This is a genomic window from Streptomyces sp. NPDC059866 (genome assembly GCF_042731325.1).
Taxonomy (GTDB): domain Bacteria; phylum Actinomycetota; class Actinomycetes; order Streptomycetales; family Streptomycetaceae; genus Streptomyces; species Streptomyces flavusporus.
Window position 1 is genome coordinate 136,260 of the sequence record NZ_JBHWJT010000009.1, and the last position, 21,612, is coordinate 157,871.

20 protein-coding genes are annotated in these 21,612 nt (G+C 70.3%); 9 read left to right on the forward strand and 11 right to left on the reverse strand.

The features are described 5' to 3' along the window. Window positions 1-212 precede the first annotated feature (212 nt). Window positions 213-551: a transcriptional regulator WblA gene (gene wblA / locus ACFV7R_RS16245; RefSeq protein ID WP_167529677.1), complete on the forward strand. Its 339-nt coding sequence runs from the start codon at window positions 213-215 to the stop codon at window positions 549-551. 81 nt (window positions 552-632) lie between these two features. Here the strand turns inward: wblA and ACFV7R_RS16250 are convergent, their stop codons facing one another. Continuing rightward, window positions 633-2,009: an ArsA family ATPase gene (locus tag ACFV7R_RS16250; protein ID WP_385263970.1), complete on the reverse strand. Its 1,377-nt coding sequence runs from the start codon at window positions 2,007-2,009 to the stop codon at window positions 633-635. Further along, on the reverse strand, window positions 2,006-2,983 hold the full coding sequence (locus ACFV7R_RS16255; protein ID WP_385263972.1) for an ArsA-related P-loop ATPase: 978 nt from the start codon (window positions 2,981-2,983) through the stop codon (window positions 2,006-2,008). Before ACFV7R_RS16255 ends, ACFV7R_RS16250 begins: the two co-directional genes overlap by 4 nt. 106 nt (window positions 2,984-3,089) lie before the next feature. Between ACFV7R_RS16255 and ACFV7R_RS16260 the strand changes: the two genes are divergently transcribed. The 4 genes from ACFV7R_RS16260 (at window position 3,090) to ACFV7R_RS16275 (ending at window position 5,519) form a co-directional block, all read left to right on the forward strand. Next, window positions 3,090-3,251: a DUF4177 domain-containing protein gene (locus tag ACFV7R_RS16260; protein WP_003975360.1), complete on the forward strand. Its 162-nt coding sequence runs from the start codon at window positions 3,090-3,092 to the stop codon at window positions 3,249-3,251. Continuing rightward, complete coding sequence (locus ACFV7R_RS16265; RefSeq protein WP_385263973.1) at window positions 3,248-3,715, forward strand: RidA family protein; 468 nt, start codon at window positions 3,248-3,250, stop codon at window positions 3,713-3,715. Before ACFV7R_RS16260 ends, ACFV7R_RS16265 begins: the two co-directional genes overlap by 4 nt. 107 nt (window positions 3,716-3,822) lie before the next feature. Next, window positions 3,823-4,692: an NUDIX hydrolase gene (locus ACFV7R_RS16270; protein WP_385263974.1), complete on the forward strand. Its 870-nt coding sequence runs from the start codon at window positions 3,823-3,825 to the stop codon at window positions 4,690-4,692. Then, on the forward strand, window positions 4,689-5,519 hold the full coding sequence (locus tag ACFV7R_RS16275) for an MBL fold metallo-hydrolase (protein ID WP_385263975.1): 831 nt from the start codon (window positions 4,689-4,691) through the stop codon (window positions 5,517-5,519). Before ACFV7R_RS16270 ends, ACFV7R_RS16275 begins: the two co-directional genes overlap by 4 nt. Before the next feature lie 18 nt (window positions 5,520-5,537). On the opposite strand, the gene ACFV7R_RS16280 is transcribed toward ACFV7R_RS16275, so the two are convergent. Next, window positions 5,538-6,359 (reverse strand): nucleotidyltransferase domain-containing protein, encoded by an 822-nt coding sequence (locus tag ACFV7R_RS16280; RefSeq protein WP_385263976.1) that lies wholly within the window; start codon window positions 6,357-6,359, stop codon window positions 5,538-5,540. Window positions 6,360-6,529: 170 nt separating this feature from the next. Next, the gene (locus tag ACFV7R_RS16285) at window positions 6,530-7,204 is read right to left on the reverse strand and encodes a Crp/Fnr family transcriptional regulator (RefSeq protein ID WP_133928442.1); all 675 of its coding nucleotides are present in this window, start codon (window positions 7,202-7,204) and stop codon (window positions 6,530-6,532) included. A gap of 278 nt (window positions 7,205-7,482) precedes the next feature. Here ACFV7R_RS16285 and nth point away from each other — a divergent pair, with 278 nt between their 5' ends. From nth to ACFV7R_RS16300, 3 genes are all read left to right on the forward strand, one after another. After that, window positions 7,483-8,571 (forward strand): endonuclease III, encoded by a 1,089-nt coding sequence (nth, locus tag ACFV7R_RS16290; RefSeq protein WP_385263977.1) that lies wholly within the window; start codon window positions 7,483-7,485, stop codon window positions 8,569-8,571. Window positions 8,572-8,665: 94 nt separating this feature from the next. Next, the gene (locus ACFV7R_RS16295) at window positions 8,666-9,361 is read left to right on the forward strand and encodes an NUDIX hydrolase (protein WP_385263979.1); all 696 of its coding nucleotides are present in this window, start codon (window positions 8,666-8,668) and stop codon (window positions 9,359-9,361) included. Between the two features lie 78 nt (window positions 9,362-9,439). After that, complete coding sequence (locus ACFV7R_RS16300; protein WP_129799556.1) at window positions 9,440-10,639, forward strand: MarP family serine protease; 1,200 nt, start codon at window positions 9,440-9,442, stop codon at window positions 10,637-10,639. Between the two features lie 15 nt (window positions 10,640-10,654). On the opposite strand, the gene ACFV7R_RS16305 is transcribed toward ACFV7R_RS16300, so the two are convergent. The 6 genes from ACFV7R_RS16305 to ACFV7R_RS16330 form a co-directional block, all read right to left on the reverse strand. Beyond that, window positions 10,655-10,834 (reverse strand): hypothetical protein, encoded by a 180-nt coding sequence (locus ACFV7R_RS16305; protein ID WP_224734534.1) that lies wholly within the window; start codon window positions 10,832-10,834, stop codon window positions 10,655-10,657. A 262-nt stretch (window positions 10,835-11,096) separates the two neighbouring features. Next, complete coding sequence (locus ACFV7R_RS16310; protein ID WP_385263981.1) at window positions 11,097-12,035, reverse strand: alpha/beta fold hydrolase; 939 nt, start codon at window positions 12,033-12,035, stop codon at window positions 11,097-11,099. Continuing rightward, window positions 12,032-12,538, reverse strand: coding sequence for a phage holin family protein (locus tag ACFV7R_RS16315; RefSeq protein WP_129799553.1), 507 nt, complete (start codon window positions 12,536-12,538; stop codon window positions 12,032-12,034). Before ACFV7R_RS16315 ends, ACFV7R_RS16310 begins: the two co-directional genes overlap by 4 nt. Before the next feature lie 78 nt (window positions 12,539-12,616). After that, window positions 12,617-14,047, reverse strand: a complete 1,431-nt coding sequence (gene nhaA, locus ACFV7R_RS16320; protein ID WP_385263982.1) for a Na+/H+ antiporter NhaA — start codon at window positions 14,045-14,047, stop codon at window positions 12,617-12,619. A gap of 222 nt (window positions 14,048-14,269) precedes the next feature. Further along, the gene (gene acs, locus ACFV7R_RS16325; RefSeq protein WP_385263983.1) at window positions 14,270-16,225 is read right to left on the reverse strand and encodes an acetate--CoA ligase; all 1,956 of its coding nucleotides are present in this window, start codon (window positions 16,223-16,225) and stop codon (window positions 14,270-14,272) included. A gap of 233 nt (window positions 16,226-16,458) precedes the next feature. Continuing rightward, window positions 16,459-18,981: a bifunctional SulP family inorganic anion transporter/carbonic anhydrase gene (locus tag ACFV7R_RS16330; protein WP_385263984.1), complete on the reverse strand. Its 2,523-nt coding sequence runs from the start codon at window positions 18,979-18,981 to the stop codon at window positions 16,459-16,461. Between the two features lie 295 nt (window positions 18,982-19,276). Between ACFV7R_RS16330 and ACFV7R_RS16335 the strand changes: the two genes are divergently transcribed. After that, window positions 19,277-20,539 (forward strand): hypothetical protein, encoded by a 1,263-nt coding sequence (locus ACFV7R_RS16335; RefSeq protein WP_385263986.1) that lies wholly within the window; start codon window positions 19,277-19,279, stop codon window positions 20,537-20,539. A 6-nt stretch (window positions 20,540-20,545) separates the two neighbouring features. On the opposite strand, the gene ACFV7R_RS16340 is transcribed toward ACFV7R_RS16335, so the two are convergent. Next, the gene (locus ACFV7R_RS16340) at window positions 20,546-21,526 is read right to left on the reverse strand and encodes an ATP-binding protein (protein ID WP_385263987.1); all 981 of its coding nucleotides are present in this window, start codon (window positions 21,524-21,526) and stop codon (window positions 20,546-20,548) included. Window positions 21,527-21,612 lie beyond the last annotated feature (86 nt).

A 21,612-nucleotide genomic window follows, 5' to 3' on the forward strand; every position in this document is an offset into this window, starting at 1 on the left:
AACCGTCCCGGATTGCCGGGATTGTCGCGCATGTCGTGGGCTCACTCCCCCGGGTGATCTGCCGCTTACCCATAGTCCGTTCGGGCCATTCAAGATTGGGCCCGAAGGGGGTGTTGCGCTGTGCCCACCTTCCGTAACGTCCTCAACTGGCGGCGGTGAATATGCCGCTGCCGCCGTGGGGGAGCCTCGATTCGGGAGAGGACGGCGCCGGTATGGGCTGGGTAACCGACTGGAGTGCGCAGGCGGCCTGCCGCACTACCGATCCGGATGAACTGTTCGTTCAGGGAGCAGCGCAGAACAGGGCCAAGGCGGTGTGCACCGGATGTCCGGTACGCACCGAATGCCTGGCCGATGCGCTCGACAACCGCGTCGAGTTCGGCGTGTGGGGAGGCATGACGGAACGGGAACGCCGCGCACTGCTGCGCAGGCGGCCCACTGTCACTTCATGGCGTCGGCTCCTCGAGACCGCGCGTACGGAGTACGAGCGCGGGGCCGGCCTCGTGCCCCTCGACGACGACGAGGTGTACGAGAACTACGCGGCAGTGAGCTGAGGGCGTCCCCTCGGCGTCCCCTCCGGGGGTTTCCCTCCGGCGGTCGGGGGCTGTACCCCCTCATGTGTCGCCGTCAGGCACTCATGCGCCGCCGTCAGACACGCGGACCTCGCCGTCAGGCAGCTCCGGCCGGTTGGCCGCGAGCCGGTCACCGATGTCCCGCAGTCCCGCGAGGTCATGCACATCGCCGGGCAGCGCGGCCACTTCGGCCACCGCCACCTCGGGGTGGAGCGCCGTGAAGCGGTCACGTGTGCGCTGCTCGCGGGCGAGCAGCTGCATACGCTCCGCGTGCAGCCTCAGCAGGCCCGCGGTGAGCTGGTCGGCGGATCGCTCCGAGTCCGGGTCGGCGGGGGAGCCGTCGTCCGTGACGGTGGGGGAACCTTCGTCCGGAGCAGCCGGTGGATCGGAAGCGGGAGATTCTGAACTGCCGTACGTGTCGGGAGAGTTACGAAGACCAGCTTTCCCTCCCCCCTGATCCACAATGCGGGTCTCCTCAAGATTTTCCGCGGCGGCGAGCGCCCGTTCGGCGGACAGCCGGAAGGCGCCGCTGCCGTGGACCCGGTTGAGCACCAGACCGGCCAGCGGCATGTCCTCGGCGGCCAGCCGCTCCACGAAGTACGCGGCCTCCCGCAGCGCGTCCCGCTCCGGGGCCGCCACCACGAGAAACGCGGTGCCGGGCGCCTGGAGCAGCTTGTACGTCGCGTCCGCGCGCGTACGGAAGCCGCCGAACATGGAGTCCATCGCCGCCACGAACGTCTGTACGTCCTTCAGCAGCTGACCGCCCAGCAGCTTCCCCAGCGCGCCGGTCATCATCGACATACCGACGTTCAGGAACTTCATCCCCGCCCGGCCGCCGACCTTCGCCGGGGCCAGCAGCACGCGGATCAGCTTGCCGTCCAGGAAGGAGCCCAGCCGCTTGGGCGCGTCCAGGAAGTCCAGCGCCGAACGGGACGGCGGCGTGTCGACGACGATCAGGTCCCACTCGTGCCGGGCCCGCAGCTGGCCCAGCTTCTCCATCGCCATGTACTCCTGCGTGCCCGCGAAGCCCGCCGAGAGCGACTGGTAGAAGGGGTTCGACAGAATCGCGGCCGCCCGGCCGGGGTCCGCATGCGCCTCGACGATCTCGTCGAAGGTGCGCTTCATGTCGAGCATCATGGCGTGCAGTTCACCTTCGCCGTCGATGCCCTTCACCCGGCGCGGGGTGTTGTCGAGGGAGTCGATGCCCATGGACTGCGCCAGCCGGCGCGCCGGGTCGATGGTGAGGACGACGACCTTCCGGCCGCGCTCGGCGGCCCTGAGGCCCAGCGCCGCCGCCGTGGTGGTCTTGCCGACCCCGCCCGAGCCGCAGCACACGATGATGCGGGTCTGCGGGTCGTCGAGGAGCGGATCGAGGTCGAGCACGCGCGCGGGGGAGAGATGGCGGGCGCCTTCCGGGGCGTGGGCCGGGTCCGGACTCATGCGATCCCCTGCTTCCGCAGTTCGTTGGCCAGTTCGTACAGGCCCGCCAGGTCCATGCCCTCGGCGAGCAGCGGCAGTTCGTGCAGCGGCAGGCCCAGCTCACCCAGGGCGGAGCGCTGTTCGTGCTCCAGCAGGTACCGCTCGGCATACTCCTCGGCCTGCGCCAGCAGCGGGTCCACGAGCTTCTCGGCGTTCTGCCCCCGGCGCGCCCCGCCGAGTCCGGCGGCCGACAGCGACCGCGCGATGTCGGTCCGCGGAACGGTCCGTACGAACTCGAGGTCGGCCGCGTCGAGCACCCCGGGCCGCACCATGTTCACGATGACCCGCCCCACCGGCAGCCGGGCGGCCCGCAACTCGGCGATCCCGTCCGCCGTCTCCTGGACGGGCATCTCCTCCAGGAGCGACACCAGATGAACCGCCGTCTCCGGCGACTTCAGCACCCGCATCACGGCCTGCGCCTGATTGTGTATCGGACCGACCTTGGCGAGCCCGGCGACCTCGTCGTTGACGTTGAGGAAGCGGGTGATGCGACCGGTGGGCGGCGCGTCCATGACGACGTAGTCGTACACGAACCGCCCCGACCTGTCCTTGCGCCGGACCGCCTCGCACGCCTTGCCGGTCAGGAGTACGTCACGCAGACCGGGCGCGATGGTGGTGGCGAAGTCGATGGCGCCGAGCTTCTTCAGAGCCCGTCCGGCACTGCCCATCTTGTAGAACATCTGGAGGTAGTCCAGAAGGGCCAGTTCGGGATCGATGGCGAGGGCGTGCACCTCCCCGCCGCCCGGAGCTACGGCGATCTTCCGCTCCTCATAGGGCAGCGCCTCCGTTTCGAAGAGCTGTGCGATGCCCTGCCGACCCTCGACCTCGACGAGAAGCGTCCGCTTCCCTTCCGTGGCCAGAGCCAGCGCGAGGGCTGCGGCGACCGTTGTCTTGCCGGTCCCGCCCTTGCCGCTGACGACCTGGAGCCTGCTCACGTCTTCGAGCGTAACCAGTCCGCGCCGGAACCAATCCGGGGCCTGTGGACAACGGCGGCCCCCGGCGTCCGCGTACCCCGCCGACCACAGCGGATACAGTCGGCCCATGACCAAGTGGGAATACGCAACCGTGCCGCTGCTCGTCCACGCAACGAAGCAGATTCTGGACACCTGGGGCGAGGACGGCTGGGAGCTCGTCCAGGTGGTGCCCGGGCCGAACAACCCCGAGCAGCTCGTGGCCTACCTCAAGCGGGAGAAGCAGGCGTGAGCGGGGTCGAGGCGAAGCTCGCCGAGCTGGGCCTTGCGCTGCCGGCGGTCGTCCCGCCGCTGGCCGCCTACCAGCCGGCCGTACAGACCGGGCCGTACGTCTACACCGCCGGCCAGCTGCCGATGGTGGACGGCAAGCTTCCGGTCACCGGCAAGGTCGGCGCGGAGGTCACCCCCGAGGAGGCCAGGGAACTCGCCCGTACCTGCGCCCTGAACGCGCTCGCGGCCGTCAAGTCCGTCGCAGGCGACCTGGACCGTATCGCGCGCGTCGTGAAGGTCGTCGGATTCGTGGCCTCGGCGTCGGACTTCACGGGGCAGCCGACCGTCCTCAACGGCGCGAGCGAGCTGCTCGGCGAGGTCCTCGGCGACAAGGGCGTGCACGCACGCAGCGCGGTCGGCGTGGCGGTGCTGCCGCTGGACGCGCCCGTGGAGGTCGAGATCCAGGTGGAGCTCACCCAGCCTTAGGGCGTGTCCGGCGGATCATGCCGGAATCGCGGGGCCTGGCACGCCCTGGCAGCCGGGGCGATCACTGCCTCTCGAACATCCGCTCACCACGGGATAGCCTCGCGCCCATGGTGAACGGTCAGTGGTACCCCGCGGAGTGGCCGGACCGTATCCGCGCGCTTGCGGCGGGCACGCTCACGCCGGTGACCCCGAAGCGCGCGGCCACGGTCATGCTCCTGAAGGACACCGGCACCGGCCCCGCTGTCCACATGCTGCGCCGACGCGCGTCCATGGCCTTCGCCGCGGGCGCGTACGCGTACCCGGGCGGCGGTGTCGACCCGCGCGACGACGAGCACCACGTCGGCTGGGCGGGCCCCACGCGCGCGTGGTGGGCGACACGGCTGGGCGTCGACGAGACGGCCGCCCAGGCGATCGTCTGCGCGGCCGTACGGGAGACGTACGAGGAGGCCGGCGTCCTCCTGGCCGGACCGGCCCCCGACTCGGTCGTCGGCGACACCACGGGCCCGGACTGGGAGGCGGACCGCGCCGCCCTCGTCGCCCGTGACCTCTCCTTCGCGGAGTTCCTGGACCGGCGGGGCCTGGTCCTGCGCTCCGACCTGCTCGGCGCGTGGACCCGCTGGATCACCCCGGAGTTCGAGGCCCGCCGCTACGACACCTGGTTCTTCGTCGCCGCCCTCCCCGAGGGCCAGCGCACCCGCAACGCCTCCACGGAGGCGGACCGCACGGTGTGGATCCGGCCCGCGCAGGCGGCCGCGTCGTACGACAAGGGCGAGCTGCTGATGATGCCGCCCACGATCGCGACCCTGCGGCAGCTGACGGCGTACGGCACGGCCGCCGAGGCGCTCGCGGCGGCCCCGGACCGCGACCTGACGCCCGTCCTGGCGCAGGCCCGTCTGGAGGGCGACGAGATCGTGCTCGCCTGGCCGGGACACGACGAGTTCACCAAGCACATCCCGACCGGTGGAGCCCCCGCATGACGGACGCAAGCGCCCTTCCCGGCCAGCCTCGCGGCGGGGTCCTCTCCGGCCCCGCCACCCCGCGGGCGGTCAACGTCCTCGCGCCCAACGCGTCCGCGATGACCCTGGACGGCACCAACACCTGGATCCTGGCGGAACCCGACTCCTCGGTGGCCGTCGTGATCGACCCGGGCCCCCTGGACGAGAACCACCTGCGCACTGTCGTCGACACCGCTGAACAGGCCGACCGGCGCATCGCCCTGACCCTCCTGACCCACGGTCACCCGGACCACGCGGCGGGCGCCGCCCGCTTCGCCGAGCTGACCGGCACCAAGGTGCGGGCGCTGGACCCGGCGCTGCGGTTGGGCGACGAGGGTCTGGCCGCCGGAAACGTGGTCACGGTCGGTGGCCTGGAGCTCAGGGTCGTACCGACGCCGGGCCACACCGCGGACTCCCTCTCCTTCCACCTCCCGGCCGACCGGGCCGTCCTGACCGGCGACACCATCCTGGGGCGTGGTACGACGGTCGTGGCGCACCCCGACGGCCGCCTGGGCGACTATCTGGACTCCCTGCGGCGCCTGAGGTCCCTCACGGTCGACGACGGCGTCCACACGGTGCTCCCGGGCCACGGACCCGTCCTGGACGACGCTCAGGGCGCCGTGGAGTACTACCTCGCCCATCGTGCCCACCGGCTCGCCCAGGTGGAGACGGCCGTCGAGGACGGCTACCGGACGCCGGCCGAGATCGTCGCCCACGTGTACGCGGACGTGGACCGCTCCCTGTGGCCGGCCGCGGAGCTGTCGGTACGGGCGCAGCTGGACTACCTCGAGGAGCACGGGCTCATCTAGCCCGGCCGGGCCGGTGGCTCAGTCGGGGCGGGGCGCCTTGATGCCGTGCACGCGCGCGTACTCCCCGGCGAGCCACGGCCCGAGGTCGTCGACGTACGACCTGAGAAGGGCAGGGTCTCCCGTCGGCTCGTACCCGGCGACGGCCGCGGTCTTCATCTGCTCCGCGCGCGTGGGGTGGTACGCGCCGAAGATCTCGGCCATCTCCGTCAGATCGCTGGTCCAGCCGCCCCAGCGGGGCATGACGAGCGTGAAGCCGGTGCGGACGAGATGCCGGGACATGAAGCGCACGAGCGGCCGGCGGGCCTCGTCGGTGTCGTCGGCGGCGGCGATCCGCTCGCGCCAGCGGGGCAGGAGAAGGGCGAGATCGCCGTTGGTCTCGCGGGCGAGGAGGCCATCGGGCCGGTAGCGCGGCAGGTACTCGGCGAGATCCTCCCCGAGCAGCGGCGTGCACAGACAGGCGACGAACCAGCCCAGGTCGTGCGTCTCCAGCTCGCTCAGCAGCCGCGTACGGCTGTACAGCAGCGTCCCGACGCCGTCGATCTCGGGGAACTCCTCGTCGAATGCCTCGCCCAGGGCACGAGCGGCGGCGCGGTCCGTGTCACCGGGCTCCTCGCGCAGGGCGACCAGCAGATCCAGGTCGCTGCGCCCCACGCGCGCGGTGCCGCGCGGAATCGACCCGTAGAGGTACGCGCTGTGCAGCCGCGTCCCGAAGACGTCCGGCAGCCGGTCCCGGGCGGCGGCGACGACGGGACGGAAGGGGGACTGGACGCGCTCGAGGGAGCCCTCGCGGGTGAGGTGGCCCTGGGAGTCGAGGCCTTTGGGGGGAACGGTTCCGGCCATGGGGTCACTGTGCCGTGGCCGGCCCGTACGTGCGGTGGATTTTCATCGCGTCGGCGTCAGACAGCCCGTCCGGCGTTGGAGGACGAGGCCGTTCAGGCCGAAGCGGGGGTCTGGGGGGCTGGGGGGGCTGCAGCCCCCAGGACGACGACCACAACGAGGCCTGCCAACGCTCAGCGCGAGCGCTTCGCCAGCCTCTCCACGTCCAGCAGAATCACCGCACGCGCCTCCAGGCGGAGCCACCCGCGCTGGGCGAAGTCCGCCAGCGCCTTGTTGACCGTCTCGCGGGACGCGCCGACCAGCTGGGCCAGCTCCTCCTGCGTCAGGTCGTGGACGACGTGGATGCCCTCCTCGGACTGCACGCCGAACCGGCGGGAGAGGTCCAGCAGGGCGCGGGCCACACGGCCCGGGACGTCCGAGAAGACGAGGTCGGACATCGCGTCGTTGGTCTTGCGCAGCCGACGGGCGACGGCGCGCAGCAGCGCGGAGGCGACCTCGGGGCGGGCGTTCAGCCAGGGCTGGAGGTCGCCGTGGCCGAGGCCGAGCAGCTTGACCTCGGTGAGCGCGGTGGCAGTCGCGGTACGCGGGCCGGGGTCGAAGAGCGACAGTTCGCCGATGAGCTCGCTCGGTCCGACGACGGCCAGCATGTTCTCGCGGCCGTCGGGGGACGTGCGGTGAAGCTTGACCTTGCCCTCGGTGACCACGTAGAGCCGGTCGCCCGGGTCGCCCTCGTGGAACAGGGAGTCACCCCTTGCGAGGGTCACCTCACTCATGGAGGCGCGCAGCTCCGCGGCCTGCTCGTCGTCGAGCGCCGCGAAGAGCGGATTGCGCCGCAGAACGTCGTCCACGAGTTCTCTCCTTGTCGACCTGCTCAGGGGAATCTTGCTCCCCCGTGTGTACCAGGGGACCCTGGTGCCCATTTTGCCGGACGGACCAAACAGTGTGATCTGTCACAAGGATGCCGCACGGCTGTCCCCAGGTAAGCGGCAGGGGTCCAATTGGGCGCCGATCTTCGGGGTCCAGGGCGGATGTCGGTGCAGGGCCTTAGGCTGGCCGAGTGTCCAAATAGCCGGTGAGAGCACAGGCCTAGGGGGCTGCACGGGTGGTTGTACGTCGGGATTCTGCCGTGGGCGAACAGGAGCCCGATGGCGGAAAGAAAGCGGCAAAAGCGACAAAAGGGGCGTCGGTAAAAAGCGCGACCGAGAAGAAAGCGACCGCGAAGAAGACGCCGGCCAAGAAGGCCACGGCGAAGAAGACGCCGACGAAGAAGCCGGCGGCGAAGAAGGCCCCCGCGAAGAAGTCCGCGGCCGCCGGGACGGCCACCGCCGTGACCCGGAAGGCGACCCTCGGGCGGAAGAAGGCCGTCGTCGCCCCCGAAAAGGCCTCCGCCGCCGTCAAGAAGGCCCCGCCCGCGGAGACCGTCACCCCGAAGCCGCCCAGCAACGAGTCCCGTACGGCCCTGGTCCGCCGCGCCCGCCGCATCAATCGCGAACTCGCCGAGGTCTACCCGTACGCGCACCCGGAGCTCGATTTCGAGAACCCCTTCCAGCTCCTGGTCGCCACGGTCCTGTCCGCCCAGACCACGGACCTGCGCGTCAACCAGACGACCCCGGCCTTGTTCGCCAGGTACCCGGGCCCCGAGGACCTGGCCGCCGCCAACCCGGAGGAGGTCGAGGAGATCCTGCGGCCGTGCGGATTCTTCCGGGCCAAGACCAAGTCGGTGATGGGGCTGTCGAAGGCGTTGGTGGAGGAGTTCGGCGGCGAGGTTCCCGGACGGCTCGACGACCTCGTGAAGCTGCCCGGCGTCGGCCGCAAGACCGCGTTCGTGGTGCTCGGCAACGCCTTCGGTCGTCCCGGCATCACCGTGGACACGCACTTCCAGCGGCTGGTGCGACGCTGGCAGTGGACCGAGGAGACCGACCCGGACAAGATCGAGGCCGCCGTCGGCGCGCTCTTCCCCAAGAGCGAGTGGACGATGCTCTCGCACTATGTGATCTTCCACGGCCGCCGTATCTGCCACTCCCGCAAGCCCGCCTGCGGCGCCTGCCCCATCGCCCCGCTCTGCCCGGCGTACGGCGAGGGCGAGACGGACCCGGAGAAGGCGAAGAAGCTGCTCAAGTACGAGAAGGGCGGCTACCCCGGCCAGCGGCTGAAGCCCCCGCAGGCCTATCTGGACGCAGGCGGCAAGCCGGCCCCGCCGCTGGGGGCCGGATGACGGGAGAAGCGGCGCACACTGCACAGACCTCGGAGCGGCCGGAACGATCTCGGTGCCGTCCGGCGTTGGACGTAAGCGGACGACGGGGGTGGCGATGACACGTGCGAGTCATACTCAGGGCGGTTCGGTGACGCTCAGCAAGGAGGGTCTGCCCGCCTGGCTGGACCCGGTGGTGCACGCCGTGGAGACGGTCGAGCCGTTGCAGCTGAGCCGCTTCCTGCCTCCGGCGGACGGCGCCGGCCGCCAGTCCGCCGTACTCATCCTGTTCGGCGAGGGCGAGCGCGGCCCCGAGCTGCTGCTGATGGAGCGGGCGAGCTCACTGCGCTCGCATGCCGGCCAGCCCTCCTTCCCCGGCGGTGCTCTCGACCCCGAGGACGGCGACCCCACGGCGGACGGGCCGCTGTGGGCCGCTCTGCGCGAGGCCGAGGAGGAAACCGGCCTCGACCCGTCCGGTGTGCAGCTGTTCGGTGTGCTGCCCAAGCTCTACATCCCGGTCAGCGGATTCGTCGTCACGCCGGTACTCGGCTGGTGGCGCGAGCCGAGCCCGGTCGGCGTCGTGGACCCGAACGAGACCGCCCGGGTCTTCACGGTTCCCGTGGCGGATCTCACGGACCCCGCCCACCGCGCGACCGCCGTTCACCCCAGCGGTCACCGGGGCCCGGCATTTCTGGTCGAATCGGCCCTGGTGTGGGGCTTCACAGCCGGAATCATCGACCGCCTGCTGCACTTCGCGGGCTGGGAGAAGCCGTGGGACCGCGACAAGCAGGTCCCGCTGGACTGGCGGTCATGACAGGGTGGCCCTCGTGCTGTTGCCGGGCCCCCGGCCGACCAGGAGTGATCGCGAAGTGATGAGGCGAGGCTTGAAGCGGTGAACGTGCTGGACATCCTGTTGCTGGTCGCCGCCGTGTGGTTCGCGATCGTGGGCTACCGCCAGGGCTTCGTCGTCGGCATCCTGTCGGTGATCGGCTTCCTGGGCGGCGGCCTCGTCGCCGTCTACGCCCTGCCCGTCATCTGGGACGCGCTCACCGACAACTCCGAGGTGAACACGACCGCCGCCGTGGTCGCCGTCGTCGTCGTGATCGTCTGTGCCTCGGTCGGCCAGGCCCTGACCACGCACCTCGGCAACAAGCTGCGCCGGTACATCACCTGGTCCCCGGCCCGCGCCCTGGACGCGACCGGCGGCGCCCTCGTCAACGTCGTCGCCATGCTGCTGGTGGCGTGGCTGATCGGCTCGGCGCTGGCCGGTACCACGCTGCCGACCCTCGGCAAGGAGGTGCGCAACTCCAAGGTGCTGCTCGGGGTGTCCCGGGCCCTGCCCGCACAGGCCGACACCTGGTTCGCGGACTTCTCCTCGGTCCTTGCGCAGAACGGCTTCCCGCAGGTCTTCAGCCCGTTCTCGAACGAGCCGATCACCGATGTCCAGCCCCCGGACCCCGCCCTCGCGAACAGTGCCGTCGCCGCCCGCGCCCAGCGCTCCATCGTCAAGGTGATGGGCACCGCCCAGAGCTGCGGCAAGGTCCTGGAGGGCACCGGCTTCGTCTTCGACGAGCGCCGGGTCATGACCAACGCGCATGTCGTCGGGGGCGTCGACGAGCCCACCGTCCAGATAGGCGGCGAGGGCAGGCGGTACGACGCGACGGTCGTCCTGTACGACTGGGAGCGCGACATCGCCGTACTCGACGTACCCGACCTGGACGCGCCCGCCCTCGAGTTCACCTCCGAGGACGCGGCCAGCGGTGACAGCGCGATCGTCGCGGGCTTCCCGGAGAACGGCGCGTACGACGTGCGCTCCGCGCGCGTCCGCGGGCGCATAACGGCCAACGGACCGGACATCTACCACCGGGGCACGGTCCGCCGTGATGTCTACTCGCTGTACGCGATCGTCCGCCAGGGCAACTCCGGCGGCCCGCTGCTCACACCCGAAGGCAAGGTCTACGGCGTGGTCTTCGCGAAGTCCCTCGACGACGCCGAGACGGGGTACGCGCTGACCGTGGACGAGATCCGCGAGGACATCACCAAGGGGCGTACGGCCAACCAGCAGGTGGGCAGCGACAGCTGCGCCCTGTGAGGGCCGTTCGAGGGATCAGCCGCGCGGGTGACGCAGGCGCATCGAGACCCAGCGCGCACGCCGGCGCAGAATGCGTGGGATGCCCACCCTGAGTTCCGTGCCCGCCAGTTGCGGGGTGCCCCGCTGGTGGGAGCTCAGGCCATTGCCCGAGCGGCGAGTGCGTGCTGCGTCACTGTAGTCGTGCGTCCAGCCCATACCCCGACGTCTGCCCCTGGCCCAAGGTCGATAACCGCCGCCGACGCGTCCAATTGGCCTATGCGCCAGGCATTTGGCAGTTCGTAGTACAGGCGTTCAGAACCGCATACCGGGCGCATCGGCTCGGTCACCGATCGGGTTCCGGGTCTTTCAGCCAGTTGACGAGCTCGGAGGAGAACGCCACCGGATCCTCCTCGTGCGGGCTGTGCTTTCCCGGGGGGTAACCCCCGGACCCCCAGCCGGGTGGCATTCCCGGCGCGCGTCATCGGTCGGGCTCGGGATCCCGCAGCCAGTTGACGAGCTCGGAGGAGAACGCCACCGGATCCTCCTCGTGCGGGAAATGGCCGAGACCGTCGAACAGCCGCCAGCGGTACGGCGCTTCGACGTACTCTCCGGAACCGGCCGCGCTCCTGGTCCTCATCACCGGGTCGAGGGAGCCGTGCAGATGCAGCGTCGGCACGCGCACGGGCCGCTTCATGCGCCGGTTGAACTGGAGGCCGTCGGGCCGGGCGAGGGATCGCACCATCCAGCGGTAGGGCTCGATGGAGCAGTGCGCCGTCGAAGGGATGCAGATCGCCCTCCGGTACGTCTCCACGGCCCCGTCCTCCGGCAGCCGCGGGCCGGACCAGTCCCGGATCAGCCGGCCCACCAGCGCCCCGTCGTCCGCGAGGAGCTGCCGCTCCGGGATCCACGGCCGCTGGAACCCCCAGATGTGGGAACTCGAGGCCGTCTGCTTGACGTCGGAGAGCATCGCCGAGCGCCAGCGCCGCGGATGCGGCATCGACGCGACCGCGAGGCGCCGGACGAGCTTCGGCCGCATCACGGCCGTCGTCCACGCCAGATAACCGCCCAGGTCATGGCCGACGAGCGCGGCGTCCGGTTCGCCCAGGGACCGTACGACGCCCGTGATGTCGAGGGCCAGGTTGGCCGGGTCGTAACCCCGGGGCGTGCGGTCGCTGCCGCCGACGCCCCTCAGGTCCATGGCGACGGCCCGGAACCCGGCGTCGGCGAGCGCCACCAGTTGGTGCCGCCAGGTCCACCAGAACTGCGGGAAGCCGTGCAGCAGCAGCACCAGCGGTCCGTCGCCCAGCTCCGCGATGTGGAACCGCGCGCCGTTCGCCGCGACGTCCCGGTGCAGCCAGGGACCTTCGGGTCGTACGACCGAGGCGGGTTGCGCCGAAGGGGTGTCGGGTTCCGTCATGACGACGAGCGTGCCACAGCCTCGATGGCCTCGGGCACGCGGTCCCGGGGCAGCTCGGGAAGTTCCGGGCGATCCGGTCGCGGATGCGGCTTGGCCTTCTGCAGGACGCCCGCGCTCTCCTTCACCGACGCGGCGACCTTCTGCGGGCCGCGGCCCTTCTTGGCCTTCTTCGCGAACACGAGGCCGATCAGGGCGAGGACGAGGGCGATGAGGACGTTCGCCGCGAAGGACAGCAGGAAGCAGACCGCGAGGTTCCAGTCGCTCCAGGTCCGGATGCCGTAGGCCAGGGCGAAGTTCAGCATCGGCAGGGAGAAGACGAGGAGTCCGGCGGCCGCGACGAACGCGCCCCCGGACGTCGCTCCGCGCTTGACGTCCTGCCTGATCTGCGCCTTCGCCAGTGCGATCTCGTCGTGCACCAGCGCCGACATCTCGGTCGTCGCCGAGGCGAACAACTGACCGATGCTGCGTTCGGCGCCGACCGGGCTGCCGTCGGGTGCGCTCATCGCGGTCTCCCTCTTCTGCGTACGGGTCCGTCCATGCCTGATTGCGTACGGTCCCGACTTTTGTACCGTCCCGTCAGATCATGCCGGACCGTCGTTCTCCTCGCCTGCCCCGCCCGCGACTTCGGCAAGCTCGCGTCGCTCCGCCTCCCTGACCGCGGCGAGCCTGCGGTGCTCCGCGGCCTTGCGGTCGTAGATCTCCGCCATCCGCAGGTGGTACGCCGGGTCGTGCTCCTCGTAGATGTCCGGGATGCCGTCGAGGTCGTCGTCGCGCTCCTCGGCCTCGCACAGCCGGCGGTACTTGACGTTGCGCACCTTCAGCAGCGTGCCGGCGACCAGCGCGGCTATGAGGGAGCCCGTCAGTACGGCCGCCTTCACCTCGTCCGTCAGGACCGTGTCGCCCTCGAAGGCCAGTTCACCGATGAGCAGCGAGACGGTGAAACCGATGCCGGCGAGCGACGCGACGGCGAAGACGTCGGCCCATTGGAGGTCGTCGCTGAGCGTGGCCCGGGTGAAGCGGGCGGTGAGCCAGGTACCGCCGAAGATGCCGATCGTCTTGCCGACGACCAGACCGAGGACGACCCCCAGGGTCTCCGGCTTGGTGAACACGTCCTTCATGGAGTCGCCGGAGATCGAGACGCCTGCGCTGAACAGGGCGAACAGCGGTACGGCCAGGCCCGCGGACAGGGGGCGCACCAGGTGCTCGATGCGCTGGCCGGGGGAGTGGTCCTCACTCTTGTGGGTGGTGCAGCGCAGCATCAGGCCCATGGCGACGCCGGCGATGGTGGCGTGGACGCCGCTGTTGTACATCAGCGCCCAGATCACCAGGGCGAGCGGGACGTACACGTACCAGCCGCGTACTCCCTTGCGCAGCAGCAGCCAGAAGACGCCGAGGCCGGCGACCGCGCCGCCGAGCGCCGCGAAGTCGATCGTCTCGGTGAAGAAGACCGCGATGATGAGGATCGCGAAGAGGTCGTCGACGACGGCGAGGGTGAGCAGGAAGGCGCGCAGCGCGCTCGGCAGGGATGTGCCGATGACGGCGAGCACGGCGAGCGCGAAGGCGATGTCCGTGGCGGTGGGCACGGCCCAGCCGTCCAGGGAGCCGCCGCCGAGGACGTTGGTGAGCGTGTAGACGAGCGCCGGTACGGCCATGCCGCACAGTGCGGCGACCACGGGCAGGGCGGCCGCCTTGGGGTCGCGCAGATCGCCGGCGACCAGCTCACGCTTGAGCTCGATACCGGCGACGAAGAAGAAGACCGCCAGGAGGCCGTCGGCCGCCCAGTGCTCGATCGAGAGGTCGAGGCCGAGGGCCGCGGGGCCCAGGTGGAAGTGGCTGACGGTCTCGTAACTGTCGTGCAGCGCGGGTATGTTCGCCCAGAGCAGCGAGGTGACGGCGGCGAGGAGCAGCAGCACACCGCCGACGGTCTCGGTGCGCAGCGCGTCCACGACGAAGGTCCGCTCGGGCAGCGACAGGCGTGCGAATACCTTGCGAGGGTTGAGGGGCGCGGTCACGGCGAGACCTCCGGTCGGTGGGCAGCACGGAGCACATGCCGACCAGACTTCCCGGCGCACCTGAGATCACTGTTGCGTTGTTGACGCTTTTCTTAGCTTACCTAAGATGCGGCGGACCGGTCCGGTGAACTTCACGTTAGGTGCAAAAAGGGCACCCGGCGCGCCTGTCAGGCGTCTTTCGCCGGGTGCCCTGTCGGGGCCGCCCTCAGCCCTCGAGCGTTCTCAGTCCTCGCTGGATGCCGCCGGGAGCTTCGCCTGGATGAGATCCATGACCGTGGAGTCGGTCAGCGTTGTGACATCGCCGAGCTGGCGGTTCTCCGCGACGTCCCGCAGCAGCCGACGCATGATCTTGCCGGAGCGGGTCTTCGGCAGCTCCGCCACCGGCAGGATCCGCTTCGGCTTGGCGATCGGGCCGAGGGTGGCGCCCACATGGTTGCGCAGCTCGGCCACCAGGTCCTCGGTCTCCGCCGCCGTACCGCGCAGGATCACGAAGGCGACGATCGCCTGCCCGGTCGTCTCGTCGGCGGCGCCGACCACGGCCGCCTCGGCGACGGACGGGTGCGACACGAGCGCCGACTCCACCTCGGTCGTGGAGATGTTGTGGCCGGACACCAGCATCACGTCGTCCACCCGGCCCAGCAGCCAGATGTCGCCGTCGTCGTCCTTCTTCGCCCCGTCACCGGCGAAGTACTTGCCCTCGAACCGCGACCAGTACGTGTCGATGAACCGCTGGTCGTCGCCCCAGATCGTGCGCAGCATCGACGGCCACGGCTCGGTCAGCACCAGGTAGCCACCGCCGCCGTTCGGCACCTCGTTCGCCTCGTCGTCGACGACCGTCGCCGAGATGCCGGGCAGCGGCGTCTGCGCGGAACCCGGCTTGGTCTCCGTCACGCCGGGCAGCGGCGAGATCATCATCGCGCCGGTCTCGGTCTGCCACCAGGTGTCCACGATCGGCGTACGGTCGGAGCCGATGTGCTTGCGGTACCAGATCCACGCCTCGGGGTTGATCGGCTCACCGACGGAGCCGAGGACACGCAGGGAGGACAGGTCGAACTTCGCGGGGATGTCGTCGCCCCACTTCATGAACGTACGGATCGCGGTCGGCGCCGTGTACAGGATCGTCACCCCGTACTTCTGCACGATCTCCCAGAACCGGCCCTGGTGCGGGGTGTCCGGCGTGCCCTCGTACATCACCTGCGTGGCGCCGTTGGCGAGCGGACCGTACACGATGTACGAGTGCCCGGTGACCCAGCCGACGTCGGCGGTGCACCAGTAGACGTCGGTGGCCGGCTTGAGGTCGAAGACGGCGTGGTGGGTGTAGGCAGCCTGGGTGAGGTAGCCGCCGGAGGTGTGCAGGATGCCCTTCGGCTTCCCCGTCGTACCGGATGTGTAGAGGATGAACAGCGGGTGTTCGGCCTCGAACGCCTCCGGGGTGTGCTCGGCGGACTGCCGCTCGACGAGCTCGTGCCACCACGCGTCCCGCTCGTCGTTCCAGGCGACGTCCTGGCCGGTGCGGCGCACCACGAGCACATGCTCGACGTTGTCCACACGTGCGATCGCGTCGTCGACGGCCGGCTTGAGCGCGGACGGCTTGCCCCGCCGGTAGCCACCGTCGGAGGTGATGACGACCCGTGCGTCGGCGTCCTGGATGCGGGTGGCGAGCGCGTCGGCCGAGAAGCCGCCGAAGACCACGGAGTGCGCGGCGCCGATCCTGGCGCAGGCCAGCATCGCGATCGCGGTCTCGGGGATCATCGGCATATAGACCGCGACCCGGTCGCCCTTGCGAACTCCCAGTTCCAGCAGGGCGTTGGCGGCCTTGGAGACCTCGTCCTTGAGCTCGGCGTAGGTGATGGCGCGGCTGTCTCCGGGCTCGCCCTCGAAGTGGATGGCGACGCGGTCGCCCTGCCCGGCCTCGACATGCCGGTCGACGCAGTTGTACGCGACGTTCAGCTCGCCGTCCTTGAACCACTTCGCGAACGGCGGGTTCGACCAGTCCAGTGTCTCGCTCGGCTCCTTGGCCCAGGTCAGCCGACGGGCCTGCTCGGCCCAGAAGCCGAGCCTGTCAGCCTTGGCCCGTTCATACGCCTCCGCCGTGACGTTGGCGTCGGCGGCCAGGTCGGCGGGGGGTGCGAACCTACGCTCCTCACGAAGCAGGTTGGCCAGGCTCTCGTTGCTCACGACATCTCCCTCTCGAAGGGTGTCCGTTGTGTCCCAGGCCACAGCTCATCAGACCTGGTGGTCCGATGACAAGGGTCGACTGAATATTGGTTTAGACCTGTCGAGGGTCGTACCCATGGGTGACCGGGTCGGCTTCGAACCGCTTCCGACGCCGGTCATCCCTTCCCACGGACCGCGCGCGGACCCGGTTCAGTCCTGTAACGCCCCTCACACCTCCGGACCCGGGCCACGCGTCATGCGGACAGGTCCACCGGCCGCACGGTGTCGAACACCTTCTCCTCCTCCGCATCGACGAGCAGATATGCCTGTGCCTCCCCTACGTGGAAGTACATCCCGTTCAGCTCCAGCGCGCCCTCGCGCAGCGCGCGGGACACCGACTCGTGGGCGCGCAGGTGCTCCAGTTGCTGCACGACGTTGGTCAGGCAGAGCTGCTCGACCGCGTCGGCGGGCGCGCGCCCGGCCAGCCGGGCCCAGGGCCGCCCGGTGTCGGCCATGCGCTCGAGGCTGGGCAGGCCGTGCCGCAGCCACCGCCTGAGGGGCGTCCGCGCGCCGTCCGGCTCGGAGCTGAGCAGCGCCTGCATGGCTCCGCACCCGGAGTGCCCGCACACCGTGATGGACCGCACCTTCAGCACGTCCACCGCGTACTCGATCGCCGCCGCCACCGAGTCGTCCCCGCTCTCCTCGCCGGGCTGGGGGCACCTCCCAGCGTTAGCTGGGGGAGGCACGAGGTTGCCCACATTGCGCACCACGAACAGGTCCCCGGGACCACTGGAGGTGATCATCGAGGTGACCAGGCGTGAGTCGGCGCAGGTGAGGAAGAGCTGGGACGGCCGTTGCCCCTCCCGGGCCAGTCGGGCCAGCTCGCCCCGCACCAGAGGAGCGGTGTTGCGCTGGAACGCGCTGATTCCGCGCACCAGTTGATGGCTGCTCGGCTCTTGACCGCCGGCGTCATCCGGCCCGGGCAGCCCCTCCCGGTCGCGCATGACGCTGACGTGGACGCCCTCACCGCACGTGCCCGGACCATCTCCGGCGGTCTCGGGACCGTCCGTTCCGCCCGGATCCTCACCGGCCGGCTGCGCGGACTGCGGGCGGGCCCGTTCGCACTGGTGGTTGCGCCAGGGTGTCCAGGGCCGGCATCGGCAGCTGCCCGAGTCGGCCGACTCGGGGGTCCAGGAACCTCCGTGGCGGCCGGAGGCGCCGGTGGGCTCGGCGATCCGGACCCCGGCACGGCGGCCCGTCAGTTCGACGGAACCACCCCGTGCGGTGTGCGTCTTCTGCCAGTCGTGCAGAGTCTCGTACGCCGCGTGGTCCATGAACGAGCCGTCCAATTCGACGACCACGTCCGCCCCGTGGGGCACGAGGTGCAGGGCCCGGCTGAGCCTTGGCACCGCGAGGAACGTCAACTGCCCTCGTACATGTACGTGATGGACTCCTTCCGTCTCGTAGTGCGTGATACGTGTGCGGGTGAGGCGGTGCAGGGCGACACCGACGGCCACGGCGATCCCCAGCGCCACACCCTCCAGGACGCCGAGGAGCACCACGGCGAGGGTGGTGACGGCGTACACCAGCACCTCTCGGTGGCGGGTCACCGTGCGGATGTGGTGCAGGGACACCATCTGAATGCCGACGGCCATCACCAGGGCGGCGAGCGAGGCGAGCGGGATGAGCTCCAGGATCGGGACCATCAGCAGCGCGGCGACTACTACGAGAACGCCGTGCAGCATCGTGGAGTTCCGGCTGACGGCACCGGCTCGCACATTCGCCGCGCTGCGCACCGCGACCCCGGTGACGGGCAGTCCGCCGAGGGCGCCCGAGACCATGTTGGCGGCGCCCTGGCCGCGCAGCTCCCGGTCGAGGTCGGCGCGTGGCACGGGCGGTCCCCCGGGGCGGGAGGCGGCCAGCCTGTCCACGGCCACCGCGGACAGCAGCGACTCGACGCCGCCGACCAGCGTGATCGTCAATACGGCGGCGACGAGCCCGAGCACCGGTCCTTCCGGCAGCCCGGCCAGGGCGTGGCTGCTCCACGACGGCAGGTCGACCCGGGGCAGTCGCAGCCCGCCGAGTGCGGCCACAGCGGTGGCCGCCGCCACCGCGGCGAGCGCCGCCGGGACCAGCCGTACGACTCGCCCCACCTGCCCGGGGATCCGCGGCCAGACGAGCAGGACGGCCAGGGTCAGGACGCTCATGGACAGAGCAGTCGGATGCAGGTCGGCCAGCTGGGCGGGCAGTTCGCGCACGTTGTCGACGACGGAGCTGTGGGGGGCGCCGCCGAGGACGATGTGCAGCTGGGCCACGGCGATGGTGACGCCGATACCTGCGAGCATGCCGTGCACGATGGCGGGGCTGACGGCGAGCGCGGTGCGCGCCACGCGCAGGAAGCCCAGGCCGACTTGGGTGAGGCCGGCGAGGACGGTGATGGCGCACGTCGTACGCCAGCCGTAGCGCTGGATGAGGTCGGCGGTGACCACTGTCAGGCCGGCTGCGGGGCCGCTCACCTGGAGCGGGGCGCCGCCGAGCCGGCCGACGACGAGTCCGCCCACGGCGGCGGCGACGAGGCCGGCCTGCAGGGGCGCGCCGGTGGCGAGGGCGATGCCGAGGGACAGCGGCAGGGCGATCAGGAAGACGGCGATGGAGGCCGAGACGTCGGCGCCCGCGACGGGGAAGCGGCGGTGCCGGGGCGGTGGCGGACTGTGCGGTGGGCGGGTGCGTTCGGGGCCGTAGGGGTCGGTGGTGCGGGTGGGGACGCAGGCTGACATGTTTCCCGTCTCCTCCGGGGCAGCGCGGTCGCGGAACAGGTGGTCCCGCCCGGCGGCGGGGTGGGGTCGCGGCCGTGGGTCACGGCGTGCAGCAGCGGGATGTGGCAACTCTCAGTAAATGAATCGTAATGCAGAGTAAAGGTCAGGCATGGATTTTCCCGGCAAATGGGTTAGATCGTCGCCTCAGTGAGTGAAACGAGCTTTTGATCGGCTTGTCGTACTAATTCCTTCTCCTTCTCATGCGACCTTGGCCGCGCTGCCAACTCATCGACTGGAGAAGGAAGGTGGGCGGAACATGGCCGCCACCCAGAGGATCGCCGCGGTCGCCGTGGCCGCCGCGGCCTGTGCCGCATCGCTCGCCGGTTGCACGACCGGCTCCGACAGTTCGGAGGAGGGGGCCCCCGGCCCGCAGCAGGGCGCCGGGGTACCCAGGAGCCCGGTCCGCCTGATCGGTGACGGCTCTACCGCGTTCACCGGGGCGCAGCCGTATCTGCCCCGCCCCGAGCGGCTGAAGCCCGGTGCGAAACCCCCGCAGTTCGTGGTGTTCTCCTGGGACGGCGCCGGCGAGGACAGCCAGCACCTGTTCTCCCACTTCCGCAGGGTCGCCAGGGAGAACAACGCCACGATGACGTACTTCCTCAGCGGCGTGTACCTGCTGCCCGAGGACAAGAAGGACCTCTACCGCCCACCGCAGCACTCGCCCGGCCGCTCCGACATCGGCTTCAACGACCGCGAGGGCATCGCCGACACCGTGAAGCAACTACGGCTGGCGTGGTTGGAGGGCAATGAGATCGGCACCCACTTCAACGGTCACTTCTGCGGCAGCGGTGGCGTCGGCGAGTGGTCGGTGGAGGAGTGGAAGGAGGAGATCGCCCAGGCGAAGAAGTTCGTGAAGTCCTGGAAGACCAACGCCGACATGAAGGACGTCTCCCCCCTGCCCTTCGACTACGACAAGGAGCTGATCGGAGCACGCACTCCCTGCCTGGAGGGCCAGAAGAACTTCATGAAGGCAGCCCGCGAGCTGGGCTTCCGCTACGACACCAGCGGCGTCAACAACCAGGTCTGGCCCGGCAAGAAGGAGGGCCTGTGGGACCTGTCGATGCAACTCGTGCCATTCCCCGGGCACACCTACGAACAGCTGACCATGGACTACAACTTCATGGTCAACCAGTCGGGCACCACCCCCCAGGGCGACCCCGACAAGTACGAGTTCTGGGGCGACCAGATGCGCGACGGCCTGCTCCAGGGCTTCCAGCGGGCATACAACGGCAACCGCGCACCGCTGATCATCGGCAACCACTTCGAGTCCTGGAACGGCGGCGCCTACATGCGCGCCGTCGAGGAGGTCATCGAGCAGGTGTGCACCAAACCCGAGGTGCGCTGTGTCTCCTTCCGGCAGCTCGCGGACTGGCTGGACGCCCAGGACCCGAAGACCCTCGCGAAACTGCGCACGCTGAAGGTCGGCCAGGCCCCGAAGCACGGCTGGGCGTCCTTCCTGTCCGTGCGCCCCGCCCCGGCCCCGAAGGGAGTCCCCGGGGCGCCGGCGGACAGGCAGTAGGAGTCGTCACGCGGGGGTGGCGACACTCTCACTGAGCACGAACCCGGGGTCGATCTGCGCCGCCAGGTCGACCCCGAGGCGCTCATTGCCCCAGGACTGGGCGTTCTTCAGGTGGAAGTGCACCATCTGGTGGGTGTAGCGCTCCCAGTCGCGCAGTTCGTACGTCGCGTCGGCGGCCGTGCGCAACGTGCGCAGGGCCCGCTGGTTGACGTCCTCCAGGTGCTCGAACCGGGGCGGCCGGCCCTTCTCCATGGCGCGCACCCAGTCCGAGTGCCCGACGGTCTCGAGCAGGTCGTCCCCGACTTCGGCGTGGAGGAAGTCGAGGTCGTCCTGGCCCTGAACCTTGTTGCCGACGACCTTCAGTGCAACGCCGAAGTCACGGGCGTACTCCTTGTACTGGCGATAGACGGAGACCCCCTTCCGGGTCGGCTCGGCGACGAGGAACGTGATGTCGAAGCGGGTGAACAGGCCGGAGGCGAAGGAGTCCGAGCCTGCGGTCATGTCGACCACGACGTACTCGTCGCGGCCGTCCACCAGGTGGTTCAGGCACAGCTCCACCGCTCCGGTCTTGGAGTGGTAGCAGGCGACCCCCAGGTCGGCGTCCGTGAAGGGGCCGGTGACCATCAAACGGACGTCCCCGCCGTCGAGTTCCACCGGCCGGGCGCAGGCGTCGTAGACCGGATTGTCCTCGCGGACCCGGAGCAGCCGCGAGCCCTCGCCCGGCGGTGTGGTCTTGATCATCGAATCGGCCGAGCCGATGCGCGGGTTGGAACCGCGCAGGTAGTCCTTGATCAGGGTGAGCCGGTCGCCCATCGCGGGCAGTCGGGCGGCCTCCGCTTCCTCGAGACCGAGCGCGGCCCCGAGGTGCTGGTTGATGTCGGCGTCGATCGCGACGACCGGGGCGCCCGAGGCCGCCAGATGGCGGATGAACAGGGAGGACAGGGTGGTCTTGCCGCTGCCGCCCTTCCCGACGAAAGCAATTTTCATGTTCACCAAGGGTAGTGGCATGCTGGCGGTGCGTGGCAGGTGCAGGTGAAGAAGACCACTCCATCGTGGGGTGTGCGCCCGGGGTG